Source organism: Streptomyces bambusae (genome assembly GCF_020532645.1).
Lineage (GTDB): Bacteria > Actinomycetota > Actinomycetes > Streptomycetales > Streptomycetaceae > Streptomyces > Streptomyces bambusae.
Genome location: NZ_JAJAUZ010000010.1, coordinates 20,159 through 46,689, shown reverse-complemented (window position 1 = coordinate 46,689; position 26,531 = coordinate 20,159). Strand labels below are relative to the sequence as shown.

Here is a 26,531-nt window from a genome sequence, read left to right as displayed (position 1 = left end):
GGAGATATCCATGCAAGAAATCACGCGGCCGGCGAAACGATTCATAGTTTCCAGCGTTTCCTCCGATGCCCACATGTGGAACCTGGTGTTTCTCCAGCTCCTGCTCGAAGAAAACGGCGGCGAGGTCACCAACCTCGGCGCGTGCGTTCCCGACCAGGTCATCATCGACGAATGCCGGGAAGTCCGGCCGGACGTCCTGGTGCTCAGCACCGTGAACGGCCACGGCCACCTCGACGGCCTCCGCCTCATCCGAAAGATCCGCAGCGAGCCCGATCTCCAGGACCTCCGCGTCGTCATCGGCGGAAAGCTCGGCGTCCGCGGTGCGGAAAACGTCGAGTTCATCGAGAAGCTCGCCGAGGGCGGGTTCGACGGCGTCTTCGAATCCGAGGGCGCCCTCAGCAGTTTCGACGAGTTCCTGCGCGGCATCGGCCCGACCCGCCGGCTGGGCCCGGCCGCCCGGCCCGCCCTGGAGATGCAGGAGGCCGTGGCATGACCCCCGCAGCCACCGTCCCGGCGCCCGCCGCCGTCCGCGACGCCGCCTCCCCCGCGCCGGTCCGCCGCAACCGCTTCTCCGCCTTCGTCCACCGCGCCAAGGACGCCGGGCAGCTCGTCGTCCAGCCCCGCATGGGCTTCTCCCGCATCCCGGTGATGCGCGAGGGCCTGCTCGCCGTCCGCGGCGCGAACGCCGCCTCCGTCGGCACCGTGACCCTGGACAGCTACACCCGCGTCAACGACCACGACTCGGCCCGCGAGGCCCTGCGCACGGGCGCCGACCTCAACGGCTTCCCGCTCGTCGCCCACGGCCCCCAGGCCACCACCGGCATGCTCGACGGGGTGACCGGCCCGGAGTTCCCGCTCCAGGTCCGGCACGGCTCGGCACTGCCGTACCCGCTGTTCGAGGCGATGGTCGAGGCCGGCATCGACGCCACCGAGGGCGGGCCGGTCTCCTACTGCCTGCCGTACAGCCGGGCGCCGCTGACCGAGGCCGTCGACGCCTGGTCCCGCTGCTGCGACCTGCTGGCCGCGCAGGACGACCAGATGCACCTGGAGAGCTTCGGCGGCTGCATGCTCGGCCAGCTCTGCCCGCCGAGCCTGCTCGTCGCGCTCAGCGTGCTGGAGTCGCTGTTCTTCGCCGAGCACGGGCTGACCAGCATCTCGCTCAGCTACGCCCAGCAGACGCACGCCGGCCAGGACCTGGAGGCGCTCGCCGCGCTGCGCCGGCTCGCCGGGGAGCGGCTGCCCGGCATCGACTGGCACGTCGTGCTCTACACGTACATGGGCGTCTACCCGCGCACCCCGGTCGGCTCCTTCCGGATCCTGGAGGAGAGCGCCCGGCTCGCGGTCCGCAGCGGCACCGAGCGGCTGATCGTGAAGACGCCCGCGGAGGCGTTCCGCATCCCGACGGTCGCCGAGAACGTCGACGCGCTGGAGTTCGCCGCAGCCGTCGCCGACGACGAGGCGCGCTTCGGCAAGCCCGAACTGCCCACGAGCACCGGCCTGTACGAGGAGGCCCGGATGCTCGTCGAGAGCACCCTGGAGCTCGGCGACACGGTGGGTTCGGCGCTGGTCCGGGCGTTCGCCCGGGGCCACCTCGACGTGCCGTTCTGCCTGCACCGCGACAACGCCAACAAGTCCCGGGCGTACGTGGACCCGCGCGGCCTGCTCCGCTGGGCCAAGCCCGGTGCGATGCCGCTCCCGCCGCAGGACCTGGCCGGCCGCCGGCCGCTGTCCGCACAGGGACTGCTCGACATGCTCGGCTACAACGAGCGCCGCTTCGACCGTGAACAGCTGACCCGCGTGCCCTCCTGGAGCCTGACGTGACCCTTGCGACCGAGGCTCCGGCCACCACCCCCACCCTCGACGCCGTCCGCGGACGCGGCGCGCTGCGCGCCGTCGTCAGCCGGGGCATCCGGGGCCTGTCCCTGCGCGGCGCGGACGGCCGGTGGACCGGACTGGACACCGACATCGCACGGGCCGTGGCCGCGGCCGCCGTGGGCGACCCGGAGGCGGTGGAGTGGCTGCCGTCCGACCCGGCGGACCGGCTTGAGCCGCTGTCCGCGGGCACCGCCGAGCTGACCGTCGCCAACGTGACGTGGACGATGGGCCGCGACACCGGCGGGCCGGTCCTGTTCACCGGGGTGACCTGCTACGACGGCGAGGGCTTCCTGGTCCGCGACGACAGCGGCATCGAGCACCCGGAGCAGCTCGACGGGCACCGGGTGGCGGTGCAGAGCGGCACGACGAGCGCCGCGAACCTCGCCGCCTGGTACGGCTCCCGCGGACTGTCGGTGACGCCGGTCGAGTTCCCCACCCCGGCGGCGACCCTGGCCGGTTACGCCTCCGGCGCGTGCACGGCGTACGTGCTCGACCGCACGGCGCTGGCCGGCGAGCGGGCCTCGCTGCCGGACCCGCAGGCGCACCGGATCCTCGGCACCGCGATCTCCCGCGAGCCGATGGCCGCGGCCGTGCGGGCCGACGACCCGCACTGGTTCCGGCTGGTCCGCTGGGTGCAGAACCTGCTGGTCGCAGCCGAGTACCAGGTGGACGAGGCCGGCCCCGGCCGCCGCGAGGAGGCGCTCGCCGAGGCCGCCCTGCTGGCCGGCCGGCACGGTCCGGCGCTGGGCCTGGACACCGCGTGGGCGGCCCGGGTGCTGGCGGCGACCGGCACGTACGCCGACGTCTACGAGCGCAACCTCGGCGCGGCCTCCGGACTCGGCGTGCCGCGCGGCCTCAACGAGCTGTGGACCCGGGGCGGACTGCACTACGCCGTCCCCCTGCACTGAGCCTCCGTCCCTCTGAAAGGAACCCCCATGAGCAGTAGCGGCACAGCGACAGCGAGCCCGGCCGGCAGCACGGAGACGCGCGGATCGGTCGAGCTGACCCTGGCGATGATCCTGTCCGGAACCCTCGGCGTGTTCGTCGTCGAGTCGGGTGCCTCGCCGTTCAACGTCGTCTTCTTCCGGTGCCTGTTCGGTGCGATCGCGCTGGGCCTCTACTGCCTGGTGCGCGGGTTCTTCAAGAACCACGGGTTCACCGCGAAGAAGATCGGCCTCGCCGCCCTCGGCGGTGTGTTCATCGTCTTCAACTGGGCCTTCCTCTTCGAGTCGTACGAGGCGACGTCCATCTCGGTGGCGACGGTCGTCTACCACACGCAGCCGTTCTACGTCGTGCTGCTGGGCGCCCTGCTGTTCCGCGACAAGATCACCGCCACCAAGTTCGGCTGGCTCGGCGTCGCGTTCGTCGGCCTGATCCTGGTGGCCGGCGTGTCGGTGGACGACTTCCGGGGCGGCGGCTCCAGCGCGTACCTGATCGGTCTCGGACAGGCCCTGCTGGCGGCCCTGTTCTACGCCTTCGCCACCGTCATCACCAAGCGGGTGACCGGCGTGAAGCCGCACCTCGTCGCGCTGATCCAGGTCACCCTCGGCATCTTCCTGCTGCTGCCGTTCGCCTCCTTCGGGGAGATGGGCGGGATGGGCGCGGACTGGGGCTGGCTGGTCGGGCTCGGCCTGATCCACACCTGCCTGATGTACGTGCTCATGTACTCCGCGTACCAGAAGCTGCCCACCGCCAAGATCGCCGTGCTGGCCTTCGTCTACCCGGCGGTCGCGATGCTCTTCGACTGGGCCGTCTACGGGCACAGCGTCAGCCTCCTCCAGGCCCTGGGCATCCCGCTGATCGTCGGCGCCAGCCTCGGCATCAACCTCGGCTGGCGGCTCCTGCCCGCCCGCCCGGAGAACCAGACCACTGCCGTTCAGGCACCGGCCGTCGCGCACGCCGCCCCGGCCGAGAAGATCACGATTGGAGAGTCCCGATGACTCTTGTCACCGATGCGGCAGCGCCCACGGCCCCGCGCATCGCCATTGTCGGCGCCACCGGCGCGGTGGGCAGCACCCTGATCGAGCTGATCGAGGAGCGCGGGCTGCGCTACCGGGAGCTGTACCTGGTCGCCTCCGCACGGTCCGCGGGCCGGGTGCTGACCGTCGACGGCCGCGAGTACACGGTCCGGGCGATCGAGGAGTTCGACTTCACGGACGTGGACGTCGCCTTCTTCTCGGCCGGCACGTCCGTCAGCCAGAAGTGGGTGCCGGTCGCCACCGAAGCCGGTGCGATCGTCATCGACAACACCATCGCGTTCCGCATGGACCCGGACACCCCGCTGGTCGTGCCCCAGGTCAACGCGCACGAGCTGGACCGCCGCCCGAAGAGCGGTGTCATCGCCAACCCGAACTGCTCCACCATCCCGCTGGTCCGCCTGCTGCGCGGGATCGAGGACCGCTGGGGCATCCGCAACGCGGTGGTCAGCACGTACCAGGCCGCTTCCGGCCTCGGCTACTCCGGCGTGGAGGAGCTTCAGGAGTCCACCCGGGCCTCCCTGCAGGGCCCGGACTCGGGCTTCGAGCCGCAGCACTTCCACCCGACGCTGGCGTTCAACGTCATCCCGAAGATCGACCGCTTCCTCGACTCCGGCTTCACCATGGAGGAGGAGAAGATGCTCCAGGAGTCCCGGAAGATCCTGGGGCTGCCGCACCTGGACGTCACCACCACCTGCGTGCGGGTTCCGGTCGCCAACTGCCACTCGGAGTCCGTGTACGTCGAGTGCCAGTCCCCGGTGGACCGGGCCGAGCTGGTCGAGGTGCTGGCCGCGCTGCCCGAGGTCCGGGTGCACGACCGGGAGACGGTGACCTCGTTCCCGACCCCGGCGGTCGTGGACAGCTCGGACATCGTCCACGTCGGCCGGATCCGGGCGACCCAGAACAACCCGCGGGCCTTCTGGCTGTGGCTGGTGGCGGACAACCTGCGCATCGGTGCCGCGCTGAACGCCGTCCAGATCGCCGAGGAGCTGGCGGAGCGGGGCACGCTGTGAGCGCTCCCGCGGTCCTGAAGTTCGGCGGGTCGAGCTTCCGCACCCTCGCCGCGTACGGGGACCTCGCCCGGGCGCTCGGGGAGCGCATCGACACGGACGGCACCAAGCTGGTCGTCGTGGTCAGCGGGCAGCCGGGCGAGACCGAGCAGTTCCGGGACCGCCTCAGCCAGGTCAACCCGACCCCCGAGGACGAGACGGTGGCCGGCCTGCTGACGCTGGCGGACACCGTCGGCGCCCAGCTGCTGGCCACGGCCCTGCACCGGACCGGCCGCACCGCCACGGTACTGGCCGGCCACCAGCTCGGCCTGGTCACCAACTCGGCTTTCATGTGGGCCCGGTTGGAGCACACCGACCCGGAGCCGCTGCGCACGGCGCTGCGGGACCACGACGTGGTGGTGGTCCCCGGCGGGCAGGCGGCCGACGCGCAGGGCCGGCCGACCTGGCTCGGCAAGAACAGTTCGGACCTGTCCGCGGTGGCCGTGGCCGCCGCGGTGGGCGCGAGCCGGTGCGAGATCCACTCCGATGTGGACGGCATCTACAGCACCGACCCGCACCTGGTCAGCGGCACCCGGCTGCTGAAGGAGGTCTCGTACAACGTGGCGGCGCTGATGTCGCTGTACGGGGCGAAGGTGCTGCACCGACGATCGGTGCGGCTGGCGCAGAAGCACCGGATCGAGATCGTCTGCCGGCTCAACCGGGCGCCGTTCACGGTGGGTTCGGTGATCGGCACGGCCGGCGCGTCCGCCTCGGCGGTCGTCCTCAACCAGCGGTCCGTGGCCCTGGGATACGACAGCGACGCCGCCGCCGACCGGGCGTTCGCGGCCTTCCACGGGGCGAACATCGACACGATCCGCCTCACCACCGGCCCGCAGGTCGCCGTCATGGGCGGGTTCGTCGACCTGGACGAGCTCCAGCGCCGCCAGGGCCTGACCCCCGGCACGTACGCGGGAGTGCCGGTCACGGCGCTGCGCGGCAGCAAGGTCGCCACCCACCTGGCGGCGAGCGAGGACGACGCACTGCACCTGGCGCAGCGGCTGCACGACCTGCTCCAGGACGAGCGGGCGCCCTTCCCCGAGGTCGGCTCCATACCCGAACCCGTAGGAGTGTGAGCGAATTGACCACCTTCATCGACCGTCCGCTCGGCACGGACCTCGGCGCTTCGGCCCGGTCCGGCGCCGAGACCTTCACCCTGATCCGGTTGCCCGACGAGGTCCGCGACGCGCTGGGCGGCGCGCTCGCCGAGATGACCGACCCGCTCGACGACATCGACCACTCGATGACCCGCTGGATGCAGATCTTCGCGCAGCTGCCGACGGATCTGCTGCAGAAGGTCCTGGACTTCGGCCGGCACATCGACACCGCCGGTGTCGCGCTCGTCGACAACCTCCCGGTGGACCCGCACGTGCCGGCCACCCCGCTGGACGGCAACCCGGCCCCCGACAAGGCCACCTGGGTCGCCGAGGGCGTGCTGCTGGGCCTCAGCGGACTGCTGGGCGAGCCGATCGGCGTCCTGACCGAGAAGGCGGGCCGGGTCGTCCACGACGTCATCCCGGTGGCCGGCGGCTCCAAGTCGCAGACCAACCAGGGCTCCGAGGTCTTCCTCAACTTCCACAGCGACATCACGCACGACGTGATCGGCCGCTACGACATCGCCAACCCGGACTTCCTCGTGCTGAGCTGCGTGCGCGCCGACCACGAGGGCGTCGCCGGCACCTTCTACGCGGACGCCCGGGACATCTCGGCGGCGCTGGAGCCGACGGTCCTGGAGACCCTGCGGTCGCCGCTGTTCCGCCTGAACGCGCCGGGCAGCTACACCCGGGACGTGGCCAGCGACACCGAGGTGCTGTCCGACCCGGTACCGCTGATCAGCGGGACGAACGAGTACCCGGAGATCGTCATCGCCGCCAACGGGGTGCGCGCCCTGACCAGCGGCGCGCAGGCGGCGCTGGACCAGCTGCAGGGGGTGTGCCGGAGCGTCGCCCACGCGGTGTACCTGCGCCCCGGCCAGGCCCTGCTGATCAACAACCGCAAGGGGGTGCACGCCAGGTCCACGTTCACCGCCCGCTACGACGGGCAGGACCGCTGGCTCCAGCGCAGCTACGTGCGCCGCAACCTCTGGGACATCCGCTACCGAGTGACGCCGGAGAACCGACGCGTTCACTACTGAGGGAGAGCGCATGGACGACGTACTGAGCTTTTCCGTGACGGAGACCACCTCCGACCTCGCGGAGGCGCACGCCCTCCGCCTGCTGAGGTACGAGCCCCGCTTCCCCGACGACGAGTTCTGGTGGCTCGACCGGGACCGCGACGCGCTCGGCAAGGTCTTCCTGCTCCGCAAGGGCGACCGGGCCGCGGCCACCCTGCGGATCGTCCCCGTCACCTCCTGCACCACGGAGATCGAGGAACTCGGTCTCCTGCCCGCCGGCCTCGCCCAGGACCCGAACGTGTGGGAGCTGGGCCGGCTGGCCGGTCTGCCGGGCTCCTCCGCCGGCGGACTGCCCAACTCGCTGCTGCTGTTCGGCTGGTCGGCGGCCTGGGCGCTGGAGCGCCTGCCGCTGACGCACGTCGTGTCGTACTGCCGCGGCGGGAAGCTGCGCAACTTCCAGGCAGCGGGCGCCGAAGTGGTCGCCGGCCCGCACGACATCCCCGGCCGCGGGTCCGACTACTACACGATCGTCGCCGACATCGCGAAGGTCGTGGACACCGTCCGGGGCTACGGCTTCGGGCACCTGACCGACGCCGCGGCCGCCGGCCGCTCCGAGTTCACCGTCGCCGACGTGCTCCAGCCGGTCCCGTCACCGGCGTAGGGGGTGTCGCGAAGGTTCCGCACAGCGCCCACGGAGCCCTGCACGCACTCTCGCCGCACCGGCCGAAGCCCCGAGTACGCCCAGTACGAGGGCCTTCGCCCGGCACGCCGAGAGCACGCACCGGACACCGCGGGCACCGCACAGGACCTTCGCAACACCCCCAGGCCCGTCCCGACCGCATCTTCCGCCACACCTTTCACCGAGGAGACACCCCACATGAGTGACAGCGCCATCCTCCGCCCGGACCTGCGCGAGAAGGTCGACGCCAAGCTCAACGCGTTCATCGTCGACTTCTACGCCGAGGCGCCGTACGCCCAGCACTTCCTGAACGGCACCGACATCGACCTGCCGTACTACAAGCGGCACACCATCGAGACCATCCTGCGGATCCGCCGCAAGCGCACCATCGACGCGCACGCCATCCGCTACTTCACGCTCCACGACCCGGAGACGGCGAAGGAGTGGGCGGCGTACACCGACGACGAGATGCTGCACGACCAGCTGTTCCTCGCGGACCTGGAGAAGGTCGGCGTGCCGGCGGACGAGGTCTACGGCACCGACCCGTTCCTCGCCACCAAGCTGCTCAACGGCTACTTCCTGTACTGCCTGGAGTTCGAGGGCACCCCGCTCGCGGCCATCACCAGCAGCTACTTCCTGGAGTACACCACGCGGCTCACCCAGCCCGACTGGCTGGACAACCTGGAGAAGACGCTCGGCGAGGACAACGTCCAGGGCGCCCGCACCCACGTCAACTACGACATCGACGAGGACCACACCGGTGACGTGTGGAACGTCCTGATGACCCTGGTGAAGACCGAGGAGGACGAGGCGCGTCTGATGACCCACCTCGACCACCTCTACAAGCTGTTCGTCATGTACTTCGTCGAGGCGTTCGACGCCACGTCCAAGGCGGTCGCCGCCGCGGAGCCTGCCGGAGTCGGTGCCGCGCATGTCTGAGTCGGACCACGGCAACGGCTGAGCAGGCGGGCCGCATTCCGCCCGGCCGTCGTCCCCCCTTCCATCCGCTTCCATCCGCTTCCAGCCCCTTCCAGCCCCTTTCCACCCCCCGCTCCGCCCCCGCTCCGCCCCCGTTCCGCCCTCCCCCACGGATCCCGAAAGGACCGGCATGTCCCCACCCAAGGCGCCTGCCTCCTCCCACCTGTTCGGGCTGCTGATGGCCGGCGCCGGAGTGCTGGCCTTCTCCCTGACCTTCCCGGCCACCCAGAAGGCGATGGCCGTGTTCACCGCCTGGCAGGTCGGCATCGGCCGGGCCGTCGTGGCGGCCGCGCTCGCCGGCCTGTGCCTGTTCCTCTTCAAGGCGAAGCTGCCGCCGCGCGAGCAGATGCTGCCGGTGGCGCTCGTCGGCCTGGGCGTGGTCGCCGGCTACCCGATCTTCACCGCGCTCGCCCTGGAGTACGTGTCCTCCTCGCACGCGGCGGTCGTCACCGGACTGCTGCCGCTGGCCACCGCCGCCTTCGGCCGGCTGCTCGGCAACGAGCGGCCCGGCGCCCTGTTCTGGTGGGCCTCCGCCGCCGGGGCCGCGGTCATCCTCGCCTTCACGCTGCGGCACGGCATCAGCGGCTTCGGCATCGCCGACCTGCTGCTGATCGGTTCGCTGGTCGCCGGCGGGCTCGGCTACGCGGAGGGCGGCAAGGCCTCCAAGGCCATGCCCGGCTGGCAGGTGATCTCCTGGGGGCTGGTGTTCTCGCTGCCGCTGACCGTGCCGGTCACCGCGGTCGCCCTGATCGCCTCGCCGCCGCAGCTCGACGGCGCGGGCGCCGGCGCCCTGATCGGCTTCGGCTACGTCGCCGTCTTCTCGATGTTCCTCGGCTTCTGCGCCTGGTACCCGGGCCTGGCCCGGGTCGGCGTCACCCGCGGCAGCCAGATGCAGCTGCTCCAGCCGCTGCTGACGGTCGGCTGGGCGGCGCTGCTGCTCGGCGAGTCCGCCGACGCGTGGACCCTGGCCGCCGCCGTCCTGGTGCTGGCCTGCGTGGGCCTCGCCCAGTGGGCCCGGCTCTCGGCCCCGGCCGCCGCCGCCCGCACCGCCGCCGCCGCACCCGCCGCACCCGCCGCGCCGGCCGCACCCGTTCCCGCCGGCCGCGCCTGACCACCCCCGTCCCCCCCCCACCCCACGCCCGAGGAGTACGCAAGTGATCGACTGGGAGATAGACGGCCGCCTGGCTGGCGCCTGCAACTGCGGTACGCCGTGCCCGTGCTGGTTCGCCGAGGCCCCCACGCACGGCTCGTGCGACGCCATCGGCGTCGGCGTGGTCGACCGCGGCCACTACGGCGACGTGGACCTGTCCGGCTGCAAGCTGGGCGTGGCCTACCGTACGGTCAAGCACGTGTGGGACGGCGGCCTCCAGGTCGCCGTGTACATCGACGAGCAGACCCCGGGCCCGCAGAGCGAGGCCCTCGAGCAGATCCTCACCGGCAAGGCGGGCGGGCTGCTGGCCACGCTGTTCACGCTCGTCGCGGACTTCAAGGGGATCCGCCGGGTCCCGATCGAGCTGGACGAGACGGGCGAGAAGCCGTCGTTCACGCTGGGCCGGGACGCGGTGGTGGGCCTGCGGCCGCTGCTGGGCCAAGACGGCAAGACCCCGATCGAGGTCAACAACGCGCTGATGTCGTTCGGCGGCTCGCGCCTGCTGGCCAAGACGGAGAGCCGGTTCGTCGACGAGGACCTGGGCTGGAACTGGCAGCTGGAGCACGCCGACTTCGGCCCGATGAAGCTGGCCTCGGCGTGAGCGCGCCGGCACCCGTCCGCGAGGCGGCGGCCCCGCGCCCCGCGGCCGCCTCCCCCGGGGTCTGGTCGCGCCGGGTCACCGTCACGACCACGGTGTGGGTGCTGGCCGCGTCCGCGTTCGCCTGGTGGTGGATGCTGGCGGGCGGCCACGGCACGGACCCGGCGGCCGGGACCGGAGCGGGCGCCGGAGCCGGAGCCGGGCACCACGGCGGGCACCACGGCCCGGCCGCCGCCGCGGCCGGGGTGTCCGGCGCCGAGGCCGCCATGTTCCTCGCCATGTGGGCGGGAATGGTGGTCGCGATGATGTTCCCGGTCGCCGTGCCGCTGATCGCCGCGCACCGCTTCGTCACCCGTACCCGCGGCCCGAGGGGCGCCGCCGAGACCGGATTCCTCGTCGCCGGGTACCTGCTGGCCTGGGTGGCGGCCGGGCTGGTGCCGCTGCTGCTGATGGCCGGCAAGCGGGCGGTGCTGCCGGAGTCCTTCGACGGGCCGTGGCGGGTGGCGCTCACCGGCCTGGTCCTCGCCGTCGCCGGGCTGTTCCAGTTCAGCGGGCTCAAGACCCGCTGCCTGACGGTCTGCCGCAGTCCGCTGCAGTTCGTCCTGACGCACGACTTCCGCGCCGGCCTGCCCGGCGCGCTGCGCGCCGGTGCCCTCAACGGCGTGTACTGCCTGGGCTGCTGCTGGGCCCTGATGCTCGTCCAGGTGGCCGTGGGCCTGGACAACATCGCCTGGATGGGGACGCTGACCCTCCTCTTCCTCGCCGAGCGGATGCTGCGCCGCGGCCAGGCCCTGGCCCGGGTCACGGGGACCGTCATGACGGTCCTCGGCGTGGTGCTCGTGATGGAACCGCTCGTCCACACCCCGCTCGCCGGACTCCTGTAGGCGGCCCGCTCCCCCGGCCCCGCCTGCCCCGTTCCCGCCCGTCCCACGATCCCGATCCTCGTCCAAGGGAGACTCATGTCCCGCCTCTTCGACCGTCTCGACAGCCTGATGCCGGGCCTGGAGGACGTCTACCGGGATGTGCACGAGCACCCCGAACTCGCCTTCCAGGAGAAGCGCACGGCCGGTGTGGTCGCCGCGCTGCTGGAGGAGCAGGGCTGGGAGACCGCCACCGGCGTCGGCCGCACCGGCGTCGTCGGCGTGCTGCGCAACGGCGAGGGTCCGGTGGTGATGCTCCGCGCGGACATGGACGCACTGCCCGTCGAGGAGCGGACCGGCCTCCCGTACGCGAGCACGCAGACGGCGGTGGACGACAGCGGGGCCACCGTGCCCGTCATGCACGCCTGCGGTCACGACGTGCACGTGGCCGCGCTGCTGGGCGCCTGCGCCCTGTTCGCCGGGGACCGCGCGTCCTGGCGGGGCACCCTCGTCGCCGTGTTCCAGCCGGGCGAGGAGAGCGGCCTCGGGGCCCGCGCGATGATCGACGACGGCCTGTTCGAGCGGTTCCCGAAGCCGGAGGTCGTCCTCGGCCAGCACGTCGGCCCCGGCCCGGCGGGCCTGGTCGCCACCTGCCCGGGGCCCGTCATGGGCGGTACGGACAACCTGCGCATCCGGCTGTTCGGGCGGGGCGGGCACGGCTCGAAGCCGGAGTCCGCGGTGGACCCGGTGGTGATGGCCGCGCACCTGGTGCTGCGGCTCCAGACGGTGGTCTCCCGTACGGTGGCGGCCGCCGACCCGGTCGTGGTGACCGTGGGCGCGCTGCACGCCGGCACGACCGCCGCGACCATCCCCGACGAGGCCGAGCTGGCCGTCAACATCCGCACCACCTCGGCGGCCGCCCGCGATCTGGCGCTGGCCACGATCGAGCGGCTGGTCAAGGCGGAGGCGCTGGCCGCGGGCGCCCCGCGGGAACCCGAGATCGTCCCGGTGTGCACCCTGCCGAACACGGTCAACGACCCCGCGGCGACCGAGCGGGTGGCAGCGGCCCACCGCGGCCACTTCGGCGACGGCGCGGTGATCCCGGTCGGCCCCAACAGCGCCAGTGAGGACTTCGGGCTGCTGGCCGAGGCCGCCGGGGTCCCGTCGGTGTTCTGGTTCTTCGGCGGGCTCGACGCCGAGGAGTACACGAAGGCCTTCCTCGCCGGCCGGGTCGCCCAGGACGTCCCGCAGAACCACGCGTCGACGTTCGCGCCCGTCGTCCAGCCGACGCTGGGCACCGGCGTCCGGGCCCTGGCCGCCGCCGCACTCGCCTGGCTGGAGCCGCGGTGACCGCCCCCGCGCGGGTCGTCATCATCGGCAACGGCATGGCCGGCGCCCGGGTGGCGCAGGAGCTGCGGCGCCGCGACCCCGCGCTGTCCCTGACCGTGCTCGGCGCCGAGCGCTGCGCCTCGTACAACCGGGTGCTGCTCACGGACGTGCTCGCGGGCGCCATCGACGAGGACGAGATCTACGACCGTCCCGCCGACCAGCGCGGCGCCCGGGTGCACACCGGGGTCAGCGCGGTGGCCGTGGACCGGGAGCGGCGCACGGTGCTGACCGCGGACGGCGGCAGCCACCCGTACGACAGCCTGGTCCTGGCGACCGGCAGTACCCCGCGGATCCCGGAGGTGCCGGGGCTGCGGGACGCGGACGGCGAACTCGGGCAGGGCGTGGCGGCGTTCCGGACCCTGGACGACTGCCACCGGATCCTGTCGCTGGCCGGGCCGGGCTCCCGTGCGCTGGTGCTGGGCGGCGGGCTGCTGGGGCTGGAGGCGGCCCGCGCGCTGGCCGGCCGGCAGCTGGACGTGCAGGTGCTGCACTCGGGGCCGGCCGTGCTGAACAGGCAGCTGAATGCGGAGGCCGCCGGCATCCTGACCCGCCAGCTGGCCGAGCTGGGCGTCACGGTGGTCCAGGACGCGGTCACGGTGCGGCTCGTCCGGTCCGCGGACGGCCGGCTGACCGGCGCCGAGCTGGCCGACGGCCGGGTGCTGCCGGGCACCCTGCTGGTGGTGGCGTGCGGGGTGGAGGCGGAGAGCGGGCTGGCCGCGGCCGCCGGGCTGCCGGTGGCCGACGGCATCGTGGTGGACGAGCGGATGCGCACCGCGGACCCGGCCGTCTACGCGATCGGGGACTGCGCCCGGCAGGGCGGGCGGGCCGCGCGGCTGGTGGACGACGCCTGGGCGCACGCCCGGATCGCCGCCGACGCCATCACAGGCGCGCAGGGCGGCCCGGTGCTGCCGCCGCCGGCGGTGACCCGGCTGAAGGCGGAGGACATCGACCTGACGCTGATCGGCGAGCCGGAGCCGGCGGGCGGCGGGCAGGAGGCCGGGGAGCCGGGGGCCGTGGAGGTGCTGACCGACACGGACCAGGCCGCCGGCCGGTACCAGCGGATCGTGCTGCGCGGCGGCCGGATCACCGGTGCGGCCCTGCTCGGCGGCCACCCGGACACCGGTCTGCTGATCAAGGCGTGCGCGGACCGCCGGGTGCTGACCGAGGCGGAGCGCGGCCGGCTGGCCCGGCTGCCGGGCCCGCGCGGCGAACTCGCCCCGGACAGCCCGGAGCCGGAGGCGGAACCCCCGGTGTGTTACTGCCGCAACGTTTCCGAGCGGCGCATCCGGGAGGCGTGCGGGGCCGGGGCGCGGACGGTCGCGGCCATCGCCCGGACCACCCGGGCGACGACCGGCTGCGGGATCTGCCGCTCGAAGGTCAAACAGCTGCTGAAGTCTGCGGGGTGAGGAGGGCGACGGGACGTCAGGGCCCGTCGGCGGGGGGCGCGGTGGCCGCGGGTGACGCGGCGGCCGCGCCTTCTGCGATCGCCTCCGCCACCTCGGACACCCGGGCCTGCTCCTCGGCGGCGAACCGCTCCCGGTCGAGGGCCTCGGCGACCTCCTCGTCCTGGGCCATCAGCAGGTCGAGGCTGGAGTCCCCCAGTTCGAAGACGCCCATGGCCACGTACGCCTTCTGGAGCCGTTCGCCCCACAGCCCGATGTCCTTGACGCAGGGCACGATGCGGCTGAACAGCAGCTTGCGGAACAGGTGCAGGAACTCGTTGCGTTCCGCGTACTCCTCGGCCTCCTTGCGGGGGATGCCGAAGTTCTCCAGCACCTCCACCCCGCGCAGCCGGTCGCGCATCAGGTGGCAGCCCTCGATGACGAACTCCTCGCGCTCGCGCCGCTCGGCGTCCGTCAGCTGCCGGTAGTAGTCGCGCAGCGCCATCCGCCCGAAGGCCACGTGCCGGGCCTCGTCCTGCATCACGTACGCGAGGATCTGCTTGGGCAGCGGCTTGGGCGTGCTGTCGCGGATCATGCCGAAGGCGGCCAGCGCCAGGCCTTCGATGAGCACCTGCATGCCCAGGTACGGCATGTCCCAGCGGGAGTCGCGCAGGGTGTCGTCGAGCAGCCCCTGCAGGTTCTCGTTGACCGGGTAGAGCATGCCGATCTTCTCGTGCAGGAAGCGGGTGTAGATCTCGGCGTGCCGGGCCTCGTCCATGGTCTGGGTGGCGGAGTAGAACTTCGCGTCGAGGTCGGGCACGGACTCCACGATGCGCGCCGCGCACACCATCGCGCCCTGTTCGCCGTGCAGGAACTGGCTGAACTGCCAGGAGGTGTAGTGCCGGCGCAGGTCGCCCTTGTCCTTCTCGGAGAGCTTGGCCCAGTGCCGGGTGCCGTACAGGGTCATCGCCTCGTCGGGCGTGCCGAGCGGGTCGTACGGGTCGACCTCCAGGGTCCAGTCGATCCGTTTCGCGCCGTCCCACTGCTTGTCCTTGCCCTTCTGGTACAGGGCGAGGAGGCGCTCGCGGCCCTCGTCGTACTCCCAGCTGAACCGGGCCGCGCCGGTTGCCGGAATCTGCCACACCGGTTCTCCCGGGTCCTTCGTGTAGAGCTCTCGCGTCGACACGGACGCCCCCTTCGTGCTGTGGACTGCCGCACAAGCCAGGACGGTCCGCAGCGTCACACGTTGGTAGACACCGGGTCAACAACCCGTGCGCAAGGGATTGACGACCTTGCTGACAAGCAGTCTCATAAACAGTGACCACCGGTAACCCCCTCACCCGACGAGGTGCCTCCGCCATGACCACCGTGACGCCAGCGACCTCCGCGAGCCCGGCGGACCTCACCGCGCTGCGCGACGCCCTCGGGCTGCTCAAGGACCGCGAGCAGGTCGCCGAGCGGCTGCTCGACTCCTCCGCGAAGCACTCCTTCGACCCCGACAAGGAGCTCGACTGGGAGGCCGAACCCGTCGAGGGCAAGTGGTACTGGCCGCCGGAGCTCGTCTCGCTCTACGACACCCCGCTGTGGAAGAAGATGGCCGAGGAGCAGCGCATGGAGCTGGCCCGGCACGAGGCCGCGGCCCTCGCCTCCCTCGGCATCTGGTTCGAGATCATCCTGATGCAGCTCCTCGTCCGGCACGTCTACGACAAGCCCCTGACGAGCAAGCACGTCCGCTACGCGCTCACCGAGATAGCCGACGAGTGCCGGCACTCGATGATGTTCGCCCGCATGATCGAGCGGCACGGCGCGCCCGCGTACCCGGTCTCGCGCACGAACCACAACCTCGGCCGGGTCCTGAAGACCGTCTCCACGACCCCGGGTTCCTTCGCCTGCACCCTCCTCGGCGAGGAGGTCCTCGACTGGATGCAGCGCCTGACCTTCCCGGACGAGCGTATCCAGCCGCTGGTGCGCGGAGTGACCCGGATCCACGTCATCGAGGAGGCCCGGCACGTCCGGTACGCCCGCGAGGAGCTGCGCCGCCAGATGGTCACCGCGCCGCGCTGGGAGCAGGAGCTGACCCGGATCAGCTGCGGCGAGGCCGCCCGCGTGTTCTCGGTGGCCTTCGTGAACCCGAAGGTGTACGAGAACGTCGGCCTGGACCGGCGGGAGGCGGTGGCCCAGGTGAAGGCGAGCGGGCACCGCCGCGAGGTGATGCAGACCGGCGCCAAGCGGCTGACCGACTTCCTCGACGACATCGGTGTGCTGCGGGGAGTCGGCCGGAAGTTGTGGCAGCGCTCCGGACTCCTGGCCTGAGGCGTGCGCCGTGGCATTACGCTGCGGGGCATGACCAGGACCTCGCCGACACGGACGTACCGCCGGCTGAGCGTCGAGGAGCGGCGGGGCCAGCTCCTCGACGCGGCCCTGCACCTCTTCGCGCAGCGCGCACCCGAGGACGTGTCCCTCGACGACGTCGCCGAGGCGGCCGGGGTCTCCCGGCCGCTGGTCTACCGCTACTTCCCCGGCGGCAAGCAGCAGCTGTACGAGGCGGCCCTGCGGTCGGCGGCCGAGGAGCTGTCGCTGTGCTTCGCCGAGCCGCAGGCCGGCCCGCTGACCCGCCGGCTGTCCCGGGCCCTGGACCGCTACCTGGCGTTCGTGGACCAGCACGACACCGGGTTCAGCGCGCTGCTGCAGGGCGGCTGCGTGGTGGAGACCTCCCGGACCACGGCCACCGTGGACGGGATCCGGCGGGCGGCGGCCGACCAGATACTCGTGCACCTCGCGGTCCCGGAGCCGGGCCCGCGGCTGCGGATGATGGTCCGCACCTGGATCACCGCCGTGGAGGCCGCCTCGCTGATCTGGCTGGACGAGGGCAAGCAGCCGCCGCTGCCGGAGCTGCGGGACTGGCTGGTCGACCAGTTCGTCGCGCTGCTGACGGCGACCGCCGCCACGGACCCCGAGACGGCCGCCGCGGCCCGCCGGGCGCTGGCCCTGGAGGCCGCCGACGGCCCGGTGGGCGTGCTGGCCCGCCGGGTGATCCCGGTGGTCTCGGAGGCGGCGCACCTACTGTAGGGAGGGTGAAGAGCCAGAACACCCCCTTCGAAGGCGGCCCGATGGACGGCCGGGTGCTGCCGATCCTGCTCGGGCCCACCGGCCACCCGCCGAAGGTGTACGAGATCCCCGTGCCCGACCCGGACGGCGGCCCGCCGACCGTCCTCGTCTACCGGCGCGAGCCGGCCGGCTACTCGAAGCGGCTGGGCTTGCAGACCGGCTGGAAGTACGCCTTCGACCCGACGGGCCGCCGGGACCGGCTGCGCTGGCCGTGGTCCAAGCCGCAGCCGCCGGCCCCCGGGGACTGAGCGGCGACGGCGGCTGCTCCGTCCGGCTGAGGGCGGCGGCACGGCCGACCCGGTTGGGCGATTCGTCATATTGTGCGTGCGACGATCCCTCCCTCGGAGGTGATCCCTTGTCACGAGGACTGCTGCGTACGGCCTGGGTGGCCGTCGCGACCGCCGCCGCTCTGGTCACGGCGGTCCCCCTGCCCGCCACGGCCGACCCGGCCGACCCCGGCCCGCGCACCCGGCCGGACGCCGACCCGGGGGCGGGACCGGGGGGCACCGCGGACGCGGGTACGGGAACAGACCCCGGGGCGGGCCGGGGCACGGAACCGGGCACGAACCCGGGCACGAACCCGGGCACGGACCCGGGCACGGAAGCAGATGCCGGACCGACCGCCGCCGCAGGCACCGGCGCCGGCACCGGCACCGGCAGCCCCGCCGACATCGCCGCGCTGCTGACCCGCCTCCAGGGCCTCTACCAGCGCACCGAGGAGGCCACCGAGGCCTACAACGCGACGGCTGCCGCCCTCAAGGCCCGGGAGTCCGAAGAGCAGCGGCTGCGCACCGACCTCGGCCGGGCCCGTACCGCACTCGGCGGCGAACGGGCCCTCGCCGGACAGCTGGCCCGCGAGCAGTACCAGGGCGCCACCGGCATCTCCCGGTACGCCCGCATGCTGCTGTCCGGCGACCCGGAGCAGGCCCTCGACCAGCGTCGGATCGCCGGCCGCGAGGCCCGGCACCGGGCCGCCGTACTGGCCCGGCTGACCGGCGCCGAGCACCGCGCCGGCTCCCTCGCCACCGCGGCCCGCAAGGCCCTCGACGCCCAGCAGCAGCTGGCCGCCCGGCAGCAGCGGCAGCGCGACGAGGTGGTCCGGCAGCTCCGCGAGGTGGAGCGGCTGCTCGCCGCGCTCACCGCCGAACAGCTGGCCGCACTCGCCGCCCGGGAGCGCGCCGACGAGACGCAGGCCCAGCAGGACCTCGTGGACTCCGGCCGGCTGGGCACCGCGGGCGGCCCCGGCGCCGCCGTCCGCACCCCCACCGCCGCGGGCGGCGCCGCCGTCGGCTTCGCGGCCGGGCAGCTGGGCAAGCCGTACGTGTGGGGCGCCGAGGGCCCCGAGTCGTACGACTGCTCTGGGCTGACCTCGCGGGCCTGGGCGCACGCCGGCCGGCCGATCCCGCGCACCAGCCAGGAGCAGTGGGCACAGCTCCCCCGGGTGCCGCTGGACCGGCTGCGCCCCGGTGACCTGGTGGTGTACTTCCCGAAGGCCACCCACGTGGCGATCTACGTCGGCGACGGCAAGGTGGTGCAGGCCCCGCGGCCCGGGGCCCGGGTGAAGGTCTCCCCGATCGCGGCGAACCCGCTGCTGGGCGCGGTCCGCCCGGACCCGCTGGGCGAGCCCCTGGCGGCCGCCGCGTACACCCCGCCGGAGCTTCCCGAGGAGGCCGCGGCGGGGGACGACAGCGGCTACGCGGCGGAGTCGGCGCCGGCTGCGGCGGACACCTCGGCGAGGTAGTCGGCCGCGTCCTCGGGGTCGTAGAAGAAGCCGTCGAAGTCGGCCGGGTTGTCGAAGCCGTTGGCGAACCGGTCGGCGACGGGCCGGAGCTGCCCGGCCGCGCCGATCAGGTTCAGCACGTGCTCCGGCGGCACGCCGAGCATGGCGTTGGTCCACTGGGTGACCGGCTTGCCGGTGGTGAACCAGTACTTGTCGAAGGTCGCCTTCATCCACGCCTCGTCGAACGGCCGGTCGCCGTGCATGAGGATGGAGGACAGGTACGAGGCGGCGCACTTGGCGGCCGAGTTGGAGCCCTGGCCGGTGATCGGGTCGTTCGCCACGACCACGTCGGCGACGCCGAGGACCAGGCCGCCGCCGGGCAGCCGGCCGACGGGGTTGCGCACGATCGGCGCGTACCGCCCGGCGAGGGTGCCCCCGGCGTCGGTGAGTTCGGCCTTCTCCGCCCGCTCGTGCTCCCACGGTGTGAAGCGCTTCATCAGCTCAAGCGTCAGGGAGAGGTGCTCGGCGGGGTCGGTGACGCCCTGGAAGACGTCGAGCGGGCCGCCGGGCAGGCCCTCCCAGAACAGGATGTCCGCGCGTCCGGAGGTGGTGAGCGTCGGCATCACGAACAGCTCGCCGACGCCGGGCACCAGGTTGCAGCGGACCGCCTCGGTGTCCGGGTGCTCGGGGCGCGGCCCGACGCCGTGCACGTAGCTGACGGCCAGGGCGCGCTGCGGGGTGTCGTACGGGGAGCGGGCGGCGTCCCGGCCGAACAGCGAGACCAGTTCGCCCTTGCCCGCGGCGACCAGCACGAGGTCGTACGTGCGGGCGAAGAAGTCCAGGTCGGAGACGGTGGCGCCGTGGATGACGAGCTTGCCGCCGCGTTGCGCGAAGGTGTCGAGCCAGCCGGCCATCTTGACGCGCTGGTCGACGGACTGGGCGAAGCCCTTGAGGCGGCCGAGCCAGTCCACCGGGCGGGAGGCGTCCGGGCCGGCGACGGAGACGCCGAGGCCCTCGATCTTCGGCGCCTGGCTCTCCCAGAACCCGAGCCCGAGGTCGCGCTCGTGCTGGAGGGCGGTGGTGAACATGCACTGCGTGGACATGACCCGGCCGGAGCGGATCTCGTCCGCGGTCCGGTTGGACATGAGGGTGACCTCGTACCCCTTGGACTGGAGTCCGAGGGCGATCTGGAGACCGGACTGCCCGGCTCCGACGACGAGTATCTTCCGCATGGACTGGCTCTCCTGGCTCTCCGCTTATTCGGGCGTGCTGTCGAGGGCGTGGCTCACGAGCGCGAGCAGGGACTCCAGCACCGTGTCCCGTCGCCGCGCGTCCATGATCACGACGGGCACGTGCGGGGGCACGGTCAGTGCCTCGCGCACGTCCTCGGGCTCGTAGGAGCGGGTGCCCTCGAAGTGGTTGACGGCGACCACGTACGGCAGTCCGCAGCTCTCGAAGTAGTCGAGGGCGGGGAAGCTGTCGGGCAGCCGGCGGGTGTCGGCCATGACGATGCCGCCGATCGCCCCGCGCACCAGGTCGTCCCACATGAACCAGAAACGTTCCTGTCCGGGCGTGCCGTACACGTACAGGACGAGGTCGTCGGCGAGGGTGATGCGGCCGAAGTCCATGGCGACCGTGGTGGTGTTCTTGCCCGGGGTCGCCGACAGGTCGTCGGTGGGGGCGCCGGCCTCGGTCATGAGGGCTTCGGTCTTCAGCGGGGTGATCTCGGACATGCAGCCGACGAAGGTCGACTTGCCGACGCCGAAGCCGCCCGCGACGAGCACCTTGACGGCGATCGGGGCGCGGGAGCGGTCGTACTGCCAGGGCTGGACGCCCTCTTCGGAGTCCGGGAGGCGCAGGTGGTCCGGGCCGTCCAGGTCCGGGAGCGGTTCAGAGACGGCGGAGCCCACTGAGCACCCTTTCGAGCAGTGCGCGCTCGGGCCGGCCGCTGCCGTGACCGGTTCCGTAGACGCGGATCCTTCCCTGGTCGGCCAGGTCGCTCAGGAGCACCCGGACGACGCCCAGCGGCAGCTTGAGCAGGGCCGATATCTCGGCGACGGTGCGCATGCGGCGGCACACCTCGACGATGGCCCGCATTTCGGGCAGCCGGACGGGGGCGTCCGTCGTGGTGTCGAGGGTGGCCACGAAGGTCTCGACGAGCAGGACGTGCCCGAACCGGGTGCGGCCGCCCGTCAGGGAGTACGGGCGGACGCGGGCGGGGCGGCGGTCGGCTCCGCGTATCGGCAGCCGGTCGCTCACGGCGTTCTCTCCAGGGACTGGCGCAGCTCGCTGCGGACTTCGGGGGTGAGGACGTGGCCGGCACGGCCGACGAAGAGCGCCATGTGGTACGCGACGACGCTCATGTCGCAGTCCGGTACGGCGTGCACGCCGAGCAGCGAGCCGTCGCTGATGGCCATGACGAAGACGTTGCCGTTCTCCATCGAGACCATGGTCTGCTTGACCCCGCCGGCGTCCATGAGCTGGGCGGCGCCGAGGGTCAGGCTGCCGAGGCCGGAGACGATGGTCGCGAGGTCGGCGGACGCGCCGCGCGGACCTCTCGTCTCCTTCTTCGGTGCGGGTGCGTCGGCCTGTCCCGGGTCGGAGGAGAGCAGCAGGAGCCCGTCCGAGGAGACCACGGCCACCGAGAGCAGCCCTGGCACCTCCTCGACCAGGTCGGTCAGCAGCCACTGCAGATTGCGGGCCTGCGTGCTCAGTCCGTACGTACTGGGCGCGGTCACGTGCGTGCCTCCTCGACGGTGTCCCCCTCGTCCTTCGCCCGCTCGGCGTGCTCGGCGTCAGCCACCCGCCGGCCGTCGCGGGCCCCCTGGTAGAACCCCCCGAGCCGGCGCCGGAGTTCCTCGGCGTCAACTCGCGGGGCGGTCTTTCGCTCGTCCGTGGGAGCGGGCTCGACGACCCGCGGGGTGCGCTTGGGCAGCCCCTTGTCGGTGAGCCGGTACGCGTCCTCGTCGGTCTCGTCCCGGACGTCGGCCTCCTGCTCCCCGGCGTCGGCGCGGCGCGGCAGCGGGGCGGCGAGCACCCAGCCGTCGGAGTCGGCGGCGCCATCGGGGTCCGCACCGTCCTGCGGCTGCTCCGCCGCGGGCTCGGGCGCGGGCACCCGGAACACCTGCCCGGCGGGCGGCAGCGGCTCCTCGGCCGGCGCCGGTACGTCGAACACCTGGCGGCGCGAGACGACGGGCCCGGTGGCCTCGGGGCCGGCCGGCTGCGGGGCGGATCCGGCCTCGGCGAAGGCGTGCGCCTCCGGCTCGGCGGCGGGCATCCGGAACACCTGGGCCGCGGGCGGCAGCTCCTCGGCGGCCTCGGGCGCCGGCTCCCCGGATGCCTGGGCGGGCACCCGGAACACCTCGCCGGCCGACGGGAGCGGGCCGTCGGCGGCCTGCGGGCGTGCGGCCTCCGCGAACCCGGCCGCGCCGGCCTCGGCGAAGCCGTGCACGGGCGCGGGGTCCGGGGCGGCCCGGTCCGCCGACGCCTGGGCCTCGGGGACGGCGTCCGGGGCGAAGGCGTCCTGCGCGAAGCGCTCGTCCGCCGCAGGCTCGTCCGCGACCCCGGCCTCCACAGCGGGCTCGCCCGCGAAGGCCGCCTGCGCGGCGGGCTCTTCCGCGAACGCGGTTTCCGTGACGGGCTCGTCCCCGAACGGAGCCTCCGCGACGGGCTCCTCCGCGGCGGGCGCCTGCCCGGCGGACGGCTCGGCCGGAGCCGCCTGGTCCCGGTCCGGCCGGCGGCGCGGCGGGATGACGTTCGAGTTGGCCTCGGCGATCACGCCCGGGAGGCGGAGGGCGGGCGCGTCCGGGAGGCTGAGGGTGTGCTCGGGGGCGACGGGCGCGGCGGGGAGCAGCGCGGCCGGGATGACGACCAGGCCTTCCGTGCCGCCGCCCTGCCGGGCCCGCAGCTCGGCGGTGACGCCGTGCCGCGCGGCCAGCCGGCCGGCGACGTACAGGCCGAGGCCGAGGCCGTGCTCGGACTCCTCCTCGTGCTCGTACGCGTCCGGGTCGGACAGCCGCCGGTTGAGGTCGGCGAGCCGGTCGCCGGTGACGCCGATGCCCTCGTCCTGGACGGAGACGACGATGTCGCCGTCGTCCAGCAGCCAGGCCGCGACCTTCACCCTGGCCTCCGGCGGCGAGAAGGTGGTGGCGTTCTCCAGCAGCTCGGCGACGACGTGCGAGATGTCGTCGGCGGCGTGCCCGGCGACCTGGGTGAGGACCGGCATGGCCTGGAGCTCGACCCGCTCGTAGCGCTCGATCTCGCTGACCGCGGCCCGCATGACGTCCACCAGCGGGACCGGGCCCGCCTGCCCGTGGCCGTGCTCCTGGCCGGCGAGGACCAGCAGGTTCTCGTTGTGGCGGCGCATGACCGTCGCCAGGTGGTCGACCTTGAAGAGGGTGGCGAGCCGGTCGGGGTCCTGCTCCTTGGCCTCCATCTGCTCGATCACCGCGAGCTGCCGCTCGACCAGGCCGAGGGTGCGCAGCGAGAGCGAGACGGAGGTGGTCGACAGGACCCGGCGGTACTCCTCCAGGTTGGCGCGGAGTTCCGCCAGCTCCTTGTCGAGCGCGGTCTTGGCGGCGCTCAGGGTGTCGTTGCGCTCGATGAGCCGGCTGCGGTCGTCGTCGAGGCCGGCGATCCGGGTGTGCAGCGCGGTGGACTGGGCCTCGTTGCGGGCCTGCATCGCGTTGAGGGAGCGGACCACGGCGGCGAACTCGTCGTTGCGGCCGATGAAGCGGACCGGGTCGGCGGCCCCCTCGGGGGAGGCGAGCCGCTCGGCGCCGCGCTTGAGCACGGACAGCGGGCGGGTCAGCGTACGGGCGACGCCGGTGGAGACGCCGACGGCGATCAGCAGGAGCAGGCCGACCAGGCCGAGCAGCACCTCCAGCTCGGTCACGTCGTCGTCGCGCAGCGCGGCCAGGGCGGTGGCGCGTTCGGCGGCGAGGGTGGCCTCGACGGACCGCATCCGGTCGATGCGCGCGGTCAGCGCGGCGGCGACCTTCTCGCCGTCGAGCTTGCGGTCGGCGCTGGTGAGGGTGGCGCGGTCGGTCAGCCGGTCGAGGTAGCCCTCGGCGGCCTTGACCTCGGGGCCGGTGACGGTGGCGGTGAGGGTCTCGCGCACATCGGGCCGGGCGGCGCGGGTGAAGTCCTCCAGCGCGGCCTGCTCACGGACCCGGGCGCGCTGCGCCGCGGCCGTCAGCTCGTCGCGGGCCTTGTCCTCGGGGCTCGGGCCGGGCTCCTCGTACCGGCCGGTGTCCGGGTTGTAGACGGGCACCTGCTCGGGGCCCTCGGGCACGGCGAGCGCGGCCAGGAGGAGTCCGCGGGTGGCGGAGGCCTGGTCGACGGCGCGGCCCAGCGGGTCGAGGGCGCGGGCGGTGGCCAGCGCGGTGTCGGCGCGCGGCGGGGTCCGCTCGGCGAGTTCGCCGGCGGGCTTCAGCAGCTCGCCGATGACCTCGGAGTAGGCGAGGTGCGCGGCGAGGGCGCTGCCCTTGCCGGTGAGGGTGGCGGTGCGGACGGCCGGCACCCGGCCGAGCGCGCGCTCCAGGTCGGCGCCGGCCTCGGGCCGGGCCTCGCCGATCTGCTGGTCGACCCGGGCGGCCCGGTCCTGCACGGCGGCCTTGCCGGCGCCCGGCCGGCCGTCGGCGACGAAGGCCACGGCGGCGTCGCGCTCGTCGGAGAGCGCGTGGGCGAGGGCGAGGGTCTGCCGGGTGTGGTCGGCGAGGGTGACGAGCCGCTGGGACTCGTTCAGCTCGGCGGACACCGAGACGGCCGCGGGTGCGCCCGCGCCGAGGACGGTGAGGCCGACCACCGCGACGCTGAGGACCAGCCGGGTGCGCACGCGCACGGAACGGCCGTCGGGACGGCCTTCGGCGCCCGCGGTTCCCCCGGAGCGTTCGGTCCTCGCCGTGCTGCTGCCGGTCCTCCGAGACCGCTTGTTCGCCACCGGTGCTCGCAATCCTGTACGTGTACTCGTCTGCTTCCCCGGGCTGTGTCCCGGGGGATTCCCTGGCCGAGGTGACGGCCGGTCAACAAGTAAACGCCCCTGCCCCCTCGTACCGCTTCAGACCATTCCAAGTGTGTTTGGGAGACAGGCGTGCATCGCCGGCCCGGCCACTCGAACGAGTGAACATCAGGTGCGAGTTGGCGATCAACTCGGGTCGGGCCCCGCCAGGGGGCTGCGGTGGACCGGCGGTTGAAACATCGCGGGGGCCTTGGCAATATGCGCGCCCACAGCCGCGCGGAGCGTCGAATTCCCCTCTCCCCCGGCCCACCCGGCCCGCCGGCACCCCGGCCGCGCCCTGGTACGTACCTGTACGCGGGTCCGGACGGTTCTCCGGTCCAGACCGGGGCAACCCGGGCAGACTGTCCGCATGCGCATCGAGATGGCCTCCCTGCCGGGGGATCCGCAACGCCCCAACGAGGACTGGGCGTCGGCCGCGCTACCGGCCTCCGGCCAGGGCGGAGTCCTGGTGGTCCTGGACGGGGTCACTCCACCCGCGGGCGGGGACGGCTGCACGCACGGAGTGCCCTGGTTCACGGCCCGGCTCGGCGGCCGGCTGACCGAACTGTCCGGATCGCGGCGGAACATGACGCTTGCGCAGGTCCTGGCGGAGGCGATCGGGCGCACCGCCGACGACCACCGGACCTCGTGTGACCTTTCTCACGTCCGCACTCCCCAGGCGACGGTGGTGCTCGCGCGCTGGGACGAGGAGCGCTTCGACTACCTCGTGCTGTCCGACTCGGTGCTGCTGCTGCGGGCCCCGGACGGGACGGTGACCGCGGTCCGGGACGACCGGCTGGACCGGGTGCCGCGCGCGGTGCTGGGGTCTGCGGCGGCGACCGACGCGCTGCGCAACGCGGCGGGCGAGCCGCTGGCGTTCTTCACGGCGGCCGCGGATCCGGCGGTGGCGGCCCGGGCGGTGACGGGCTCGGTGCCGCGCGCGGCGGTGACCGCGGCGGCCGCGCTCACGGACGGTGCCACCCGCTGGACGGACACCTTCCACGAGGGCGGCTGGCCGGAGTGCCTGGACCTGCTCCGCACGGAGGGGCCGCGGGCGCTGCTCGACCGGGTGCGGGCACGCGAGTCGGGGCCCGGACCGGTCCCGCGCGGCAAGCGCCACGACGACGCGTCCGCGGTGTACGCGGAGCTGTGAGGCGGTGCGGCGGGGCCGGGCCCCGCGCGCGTCAGGAATCCGTGCCCGCGTTGAGCTGGTGGAGCAGCCGGGCCAGCTCCGCGACCTCGCCGCGGTCCCAGCCGGCCAGTTTGCGCATGTAGCGGACCCGGCGGGCGTCACGCACCTTCAGGAACCGTTCGCGGCCCTCGGGGGTGAGGCCCACCAGGAAGGCCCGGCCGTCCGCCGGGTCCGGCTCGCGTGCCAGCAGGCCCAGCTCCTCCAGGGCCCGCAGCTGCCGGCTCATGGTGGCCTTGCCGACCCCGAAGTACGCGGCGAGGTCGGTGGCCCGCTGCCGCCCCGCCTCCTCCAGGCGGACGAGCAGCCCGTACGCGGCCGGCTCCAGTTCGGGGTGGAGCTCGCGCGCCATCTCCCCGGACGACGCCCTGGCGCGCCGCAGGAACACGGAAAGCTCCCGCTCCAGTGCGAGGAACTCCTGCTCTCCACTGCCCTGCACGTGCGCTCCCATCGGTGGTGTCCCCGGCCGC

General features: G+C 73.5%; 26 protein-coding genes. 19 read left to right on the top strand and 7 right to left on the bottom strand.

The features are described 5' to 3' along the window. Nucleotides 1–10 precede the first annotated feature (10 nt). The 14 genes from LG634_RS09760 to LG634_RS09695 all read left to right on the top strand — a co-directional run bounded on the left by LG634_RS09760 (nucleotide 11) and on the right by LG634_RS09695 (nucleotide 14,070). Nucleotides 11–493, top strand: a complete 483-nt coding sequence (locus tag LG634_RS09760) for a cobalamin B12-binding domain-containing protein (RefSeq protein WP_226733288.1) — start codon at nucleotides 11–13, stop codon at nucleotides 491–493. Then, on the top strand, nucleotides 490–1,821 hold the full coding sequence (locus LG634_RS09755) for a methylaspartate mutase (protein WP_226733287.1): 1,332 nt from the start codon (nucleotides 490–492) through the stop codon (nucleotides 1,819–1,821). The genes LG634_RS09760 and LG634_RS09755 overlap by 4 nt, the downstream gene beginning before the upstream one ends. Continuing rightward, on the top strand, nucleotides 1,818–2,783 hold the full coding sequence (locus LG634_RS09750; RefSeq protein ID WP_226733286.1) for a transporter substrate-binding domain-containing protein: 966 nt from the start codon (nucleotides 1,818–1,820) through the stop codon (nucleotides 2,781–2,783). The genes LG634_RS09755 and LG634_RS09750 overlap by 4 nt, the downstream gene beginning before the upstream one ends. A 27-nt stretch (nucleotides 2,784–2,810) precedes the next feature. Then, the gene (locus LG634_RS09745) at nucleotides 2,811–3,815 is read left to right on the top strand and encodes a DMT family transporter (RefSeq protein WP_226733285.1); all 1,005 of its coding nucleotides are present in this window, start codon (nucleotides 2,811–2,813) and stop codon (nucleotides 3,813–3,815) included. Then, the gene (locus LG634_RS09740; protein ID WP_226733284.1) at nucleotides 3,812–4,864 is read left to right on the top strand and encodes an aspartate-semialdehyde dehydrogenase; all 1,053 of its coding nucleotides are present in this window, start codon (nucleotides 3,812–3,814) and stop codon (nucleotides 4,862–4,864) included. Before LG634_RS09745 ends, LG634_RS09740 begins: the two co-directional genes overlap by 4 nt. Continuing rightward, on the top strand, nucleotides 4,861–5,973 hold the full coding sequence (locus tag LG634_RS09735; protein ID WP_226733283.1) for an amino acid kinase family protein: 1,113 nt from the start codon (nucleotides 4,861–4,863) through the stop codon (nucleotides 5,971–5,973). The genes LG634_RS09740 and LG634_RS09735 overlap by 4 nt, the downstream gene beginning before the upstream one ends. Beyond that, nucleotides 5,970–7,031 carry a TauD/TfdA family dioxygenase gene (locus tag LG634_RS09730; RefSeq protein ID WP_226733282.1) on the top strand — a complete coding sequence of 354 codons (1,062 nt, stop codon included), beginning with the start codon at nucleotides 5,970–5,972 and terminating at the stop codon, nucleotides 7,029–7,031. Before LG634_RS09735 ends, LG634_RS09730 begins: the two co-directional genes overlap by 4 nt. A gap of 10 nt (nucleotides 7,032–7,041) precedes the next feature. Next, nucleotides 7,042–7,671, top strand: a complete 630-nt coding sequence (locus tag LG634_RS09725) for a hypothetical protein (protein WP_226733281.1) — start codon at nucleotides 7,042–7,044, stop codon at nucleotides 7,669–7,671. 216 nt (nucleotides 7,672–7,887) lie between these two features. Continuing rightward, nucleotides 7,888–8,628 carry an iron-containing redox enzyme family protein gene (locus LG634_RS09720; RefSeq protein ID WP_226733280.1) on the top strand — a complete coding sequence of 247 codons (741 nt, stop codon included), beginning with the start codon at nucleotides 7,888–7,890 and terminating at the stop codon, nucleotides 8,626–8,628. Between the two features lie 169 nt (nucleotides 8,629–8,797). Next, nucleotides 8,798–9,778 carry a DMT family transporter gene (locus tag LG634_RS09715; protein WP_226733279.1) on the top strand — a complete coding sequence of 327 codons (981 nt, stop codon included), beginning with the start codon at nucleotides 8,798–8,800 and terminating at the stop codon, nucleotides 9,776–9,778. Between the two features lie 43 nt (nucleotides 9,779–9,821). Continuing rightward, nucleotides 9,822–10,418, top strand: a complete 597-nt coding sequence (locus LG634_RS09710; RefSeq protein WP_226733278.1) for a DUF1326 domain-containing protein — start codon at nucleotides 9,822–9,824, stop codon at nucleotides 10,416–10,418. Continuing rightward, nucleotides 10,415–11,299: a DUF2182 domain-containing protein gene (locus LG634_RS09705; protein ID WP_226733277.1), complete on the top strand. Its 885-nt coding sequence runs from the start codon at nucleotides 10,415–10,417 to the stop codon at nucleotides 11,297–11,299. Before LG634_RS09710 ends, LG634_RS09705 begins: the two co-directional genes overlap by 4 nt. 75 nt (nucleotides 11,300–11,374) lie before the next feature. Then, nucleotides 11,375–12,625 carry an amidohydrolase gene (locus LG634_RS09700; protein ID WP_226733276.1) on the top strand — a complete coding sequence of 417 codons (1,251 nt, stop codon included), beginning with the start codon at nucleotides 11,375–11,377 and terminating at the stop codon, nucleotides 12,623–12,625. Continuing rightward, nucleotides 12,622–14,070: an FAD-dependent oxidoreductase gene (locus LG634_RS09695; RefSeq protein ID WP_226733275.1), complete on the top strand. Its 1,449-nt coding sequence runs from the start codon at nucleotides 12,622–12,624 to the stop codon at nucleotides 14,068–14,070. The genes LG634_RS09700 and LG634_RS09695 overlap by 4 nt, the downstream gene beginning before the upstream one ends. Nucleotides 14,071–14,086: 16 nt before the next feature. Here the strand turns inward: LG634_RS09695 and LG634_RS09690 are convergent, their stop codons facing one another. After that, on the bottom strand, nucleotides 14,087–15,232 hold the full coding sequence (locus LG634_RS09690; protein WP_226733274.1) for a ferritin-like domain-containing protein: 1,146 nt from the start codon (nucleotides 15,230–15,232) through the stop codon (nucleotides 14,087–14,089). A 173-nt stretch (nucleotides 15,233–15,405) separates the two neighbouring features. On the opposite strand from LG634_RS09690, the gene LG634_RS09685 reads away from it, so the two are divergent. From LG634_RS09685 to LG634_RS09670, 4 genes are all read left to right on the top strand, one after another. Beyond that, nucleotides 15,406–16,359 carry an AurF N-oxygenase family protein gene (locus tag LG634_RS09685; protein ID WP_226733273.1) on the top strand — a complete coding sequence of 318 codons (954 nt, stop codon included), beginning with the start codon at nucleotides 15,406–15,408 and terminating at the stop codon, nucleotides 16,357–16,359. A gap of 30 nt (nucleotides 16,360–16,389) precedes the next feature. Next, the gene (locus LG634_RS09680) at nucleotides 16,390–17,115 is read left to right on the top strand and encodes a TetR/AcrR family transcriptional regulator (protein ID WP_226733272.1); all 726 of its coding nucleotides are present in this window, start codon (nucleotides 16,390–16,392) and stop codon (nucleotides 17,113–17,115) included. Between the two features lie 5 nt (nucleotides 17,116–17,120). Next, complete coding sequence (locus LG634_RS09675) at nucleotides 17,121–17,402, top strand: DUF8847 domain-containing protein (protein WP_226733271.1); 282 nt, start codon at nucleotides 17,121–17,123, stop codon at nucleotides 17,400–17,402. A 107-nt stretch (nucleotides 17,403–17,509) separates the two neighbouring features. Beyond that, complete coding sequence (locus tag LG634_RS09670) at nucleotides 17,510–18,895, top strand: C40 family peptidase (RefSeq protein ID WP_226733270.1); 1,386 nt, start codon at nucleotides 17,510–17,512, stop codon at nucleotides 18,893–18,895. Here LG634_RS09670 and LG634_RS09665 read toward each other — a convergent pair. The 5 genes from LG634_RS09665 to LG634_RS09645 are packed head-to-tail and all read right to left on the bottom strand — an operon-like array spanning nucleotide 18,847 to nucleotide 24,716. Then, entirely contained in the window at nucleotides 18,847–20,106 is a 1,260-nt protein-coding gene (locus tag LG634_RS09665; protein WP_226733269.1) for a styrene monooxygenase/indole monooxygenase family protein, read from the bottom strand. The two genes, LG634_RS09670 and LG634_RS09665, sit on opposite strands and share 49 nt — an antisense overlap. Before the next feature lie 24 nt (nucleotides 20,107–20,130). After that, a complete protein-coding gene (locus LG634_RS09660) occupies nucleotides 20,131–20,784 on the bottom strand; it encodes a GTP-binding protein (RefSeq protein ID WP_372482399.1) in 654 nt (217 codons plus the stop codon). Further along, entirely contained in the window at nucleotides 20,765–21,133 is a 369-nt protein-coding gene (locus tag LG634_RS09655) for a DUF742 domain-containing protein (protein WP_226733268.1), read from the bottom strand. The genes LG634_RS09660 and LG634_RS09655 overlap by 20 nt, the downstream gene beginning before the upstream one ends. Next, nucleotides 21,130–21,612 (bottom strand): roadblock/LC7 domain-containing protein, encoded by a 483-nt coding sequence (locus LG634_RS09650; RefSeq protein ID WP_226733267.1) that lies wholly within the window; start codon nucleotides 21,610–21,612, stop codon nucleotides 21,130–21,132. The genes LG634_RS09655 and LG634_RS09650 overlap by 4 nt, the downstream gene beginning before the upstream one ends. Further along, nucleotides 21,609–24,716, bottom strand: coding sequence for a nitrate- and nitrite sensing domain-containing protein (locus LG634_RS09645; protein ID WP_226733266.1), 3,108 nt, complete (start codon nucleotides 24,714–24,716; stop codon nucleotides 21,609–21,611). The genes LG634_RS09650 and LG634_RS09645 overlap by 4 nt, the downstream gene beginning before the upstream one ends. A gap of 526 nt (nucleotides 24,717–25,242) precedes the next feature. On the opposite strand from LG634_RS09645, the gene LG634_RS09640 reads away from it, so the two are divergent. Beyond that, nucleotides 25,243–26,025 carry a protein phosphatase 2C domain-containing protein gene (locus LG634_RS09640; protein WP_226733265.1) on the top strand — a complete coding sequence of 261 codons (783 nt, stop codon included), beginning with the start codon at nucleotides 25,243–25,245 and terminating at the stop codon, nucleotides 26,023–26,025. A gap of 31 nt (nucleotides 26,026–26,056) precedes the next feature. On the opposite strand, the gene LG634_RS09635 is transcribed toward LG634_RS09640, so the two are convergent. After that, on the bottom strand, nucleotides 26,057–26,512 hold the full coding sequence (locus tag LG634_RS09635; RefSeq protein WP_226733264.1) for a MarR family winged helix-turn-helix transcriptional regulator: 456 nt from the start codon (nucleotides 26,510–26,512) through the stop codon (nucleotides 26,057–26,059). Between the last annotated feature and the right edge of the window lie 19 nt (nucleotides 26,513–26,531).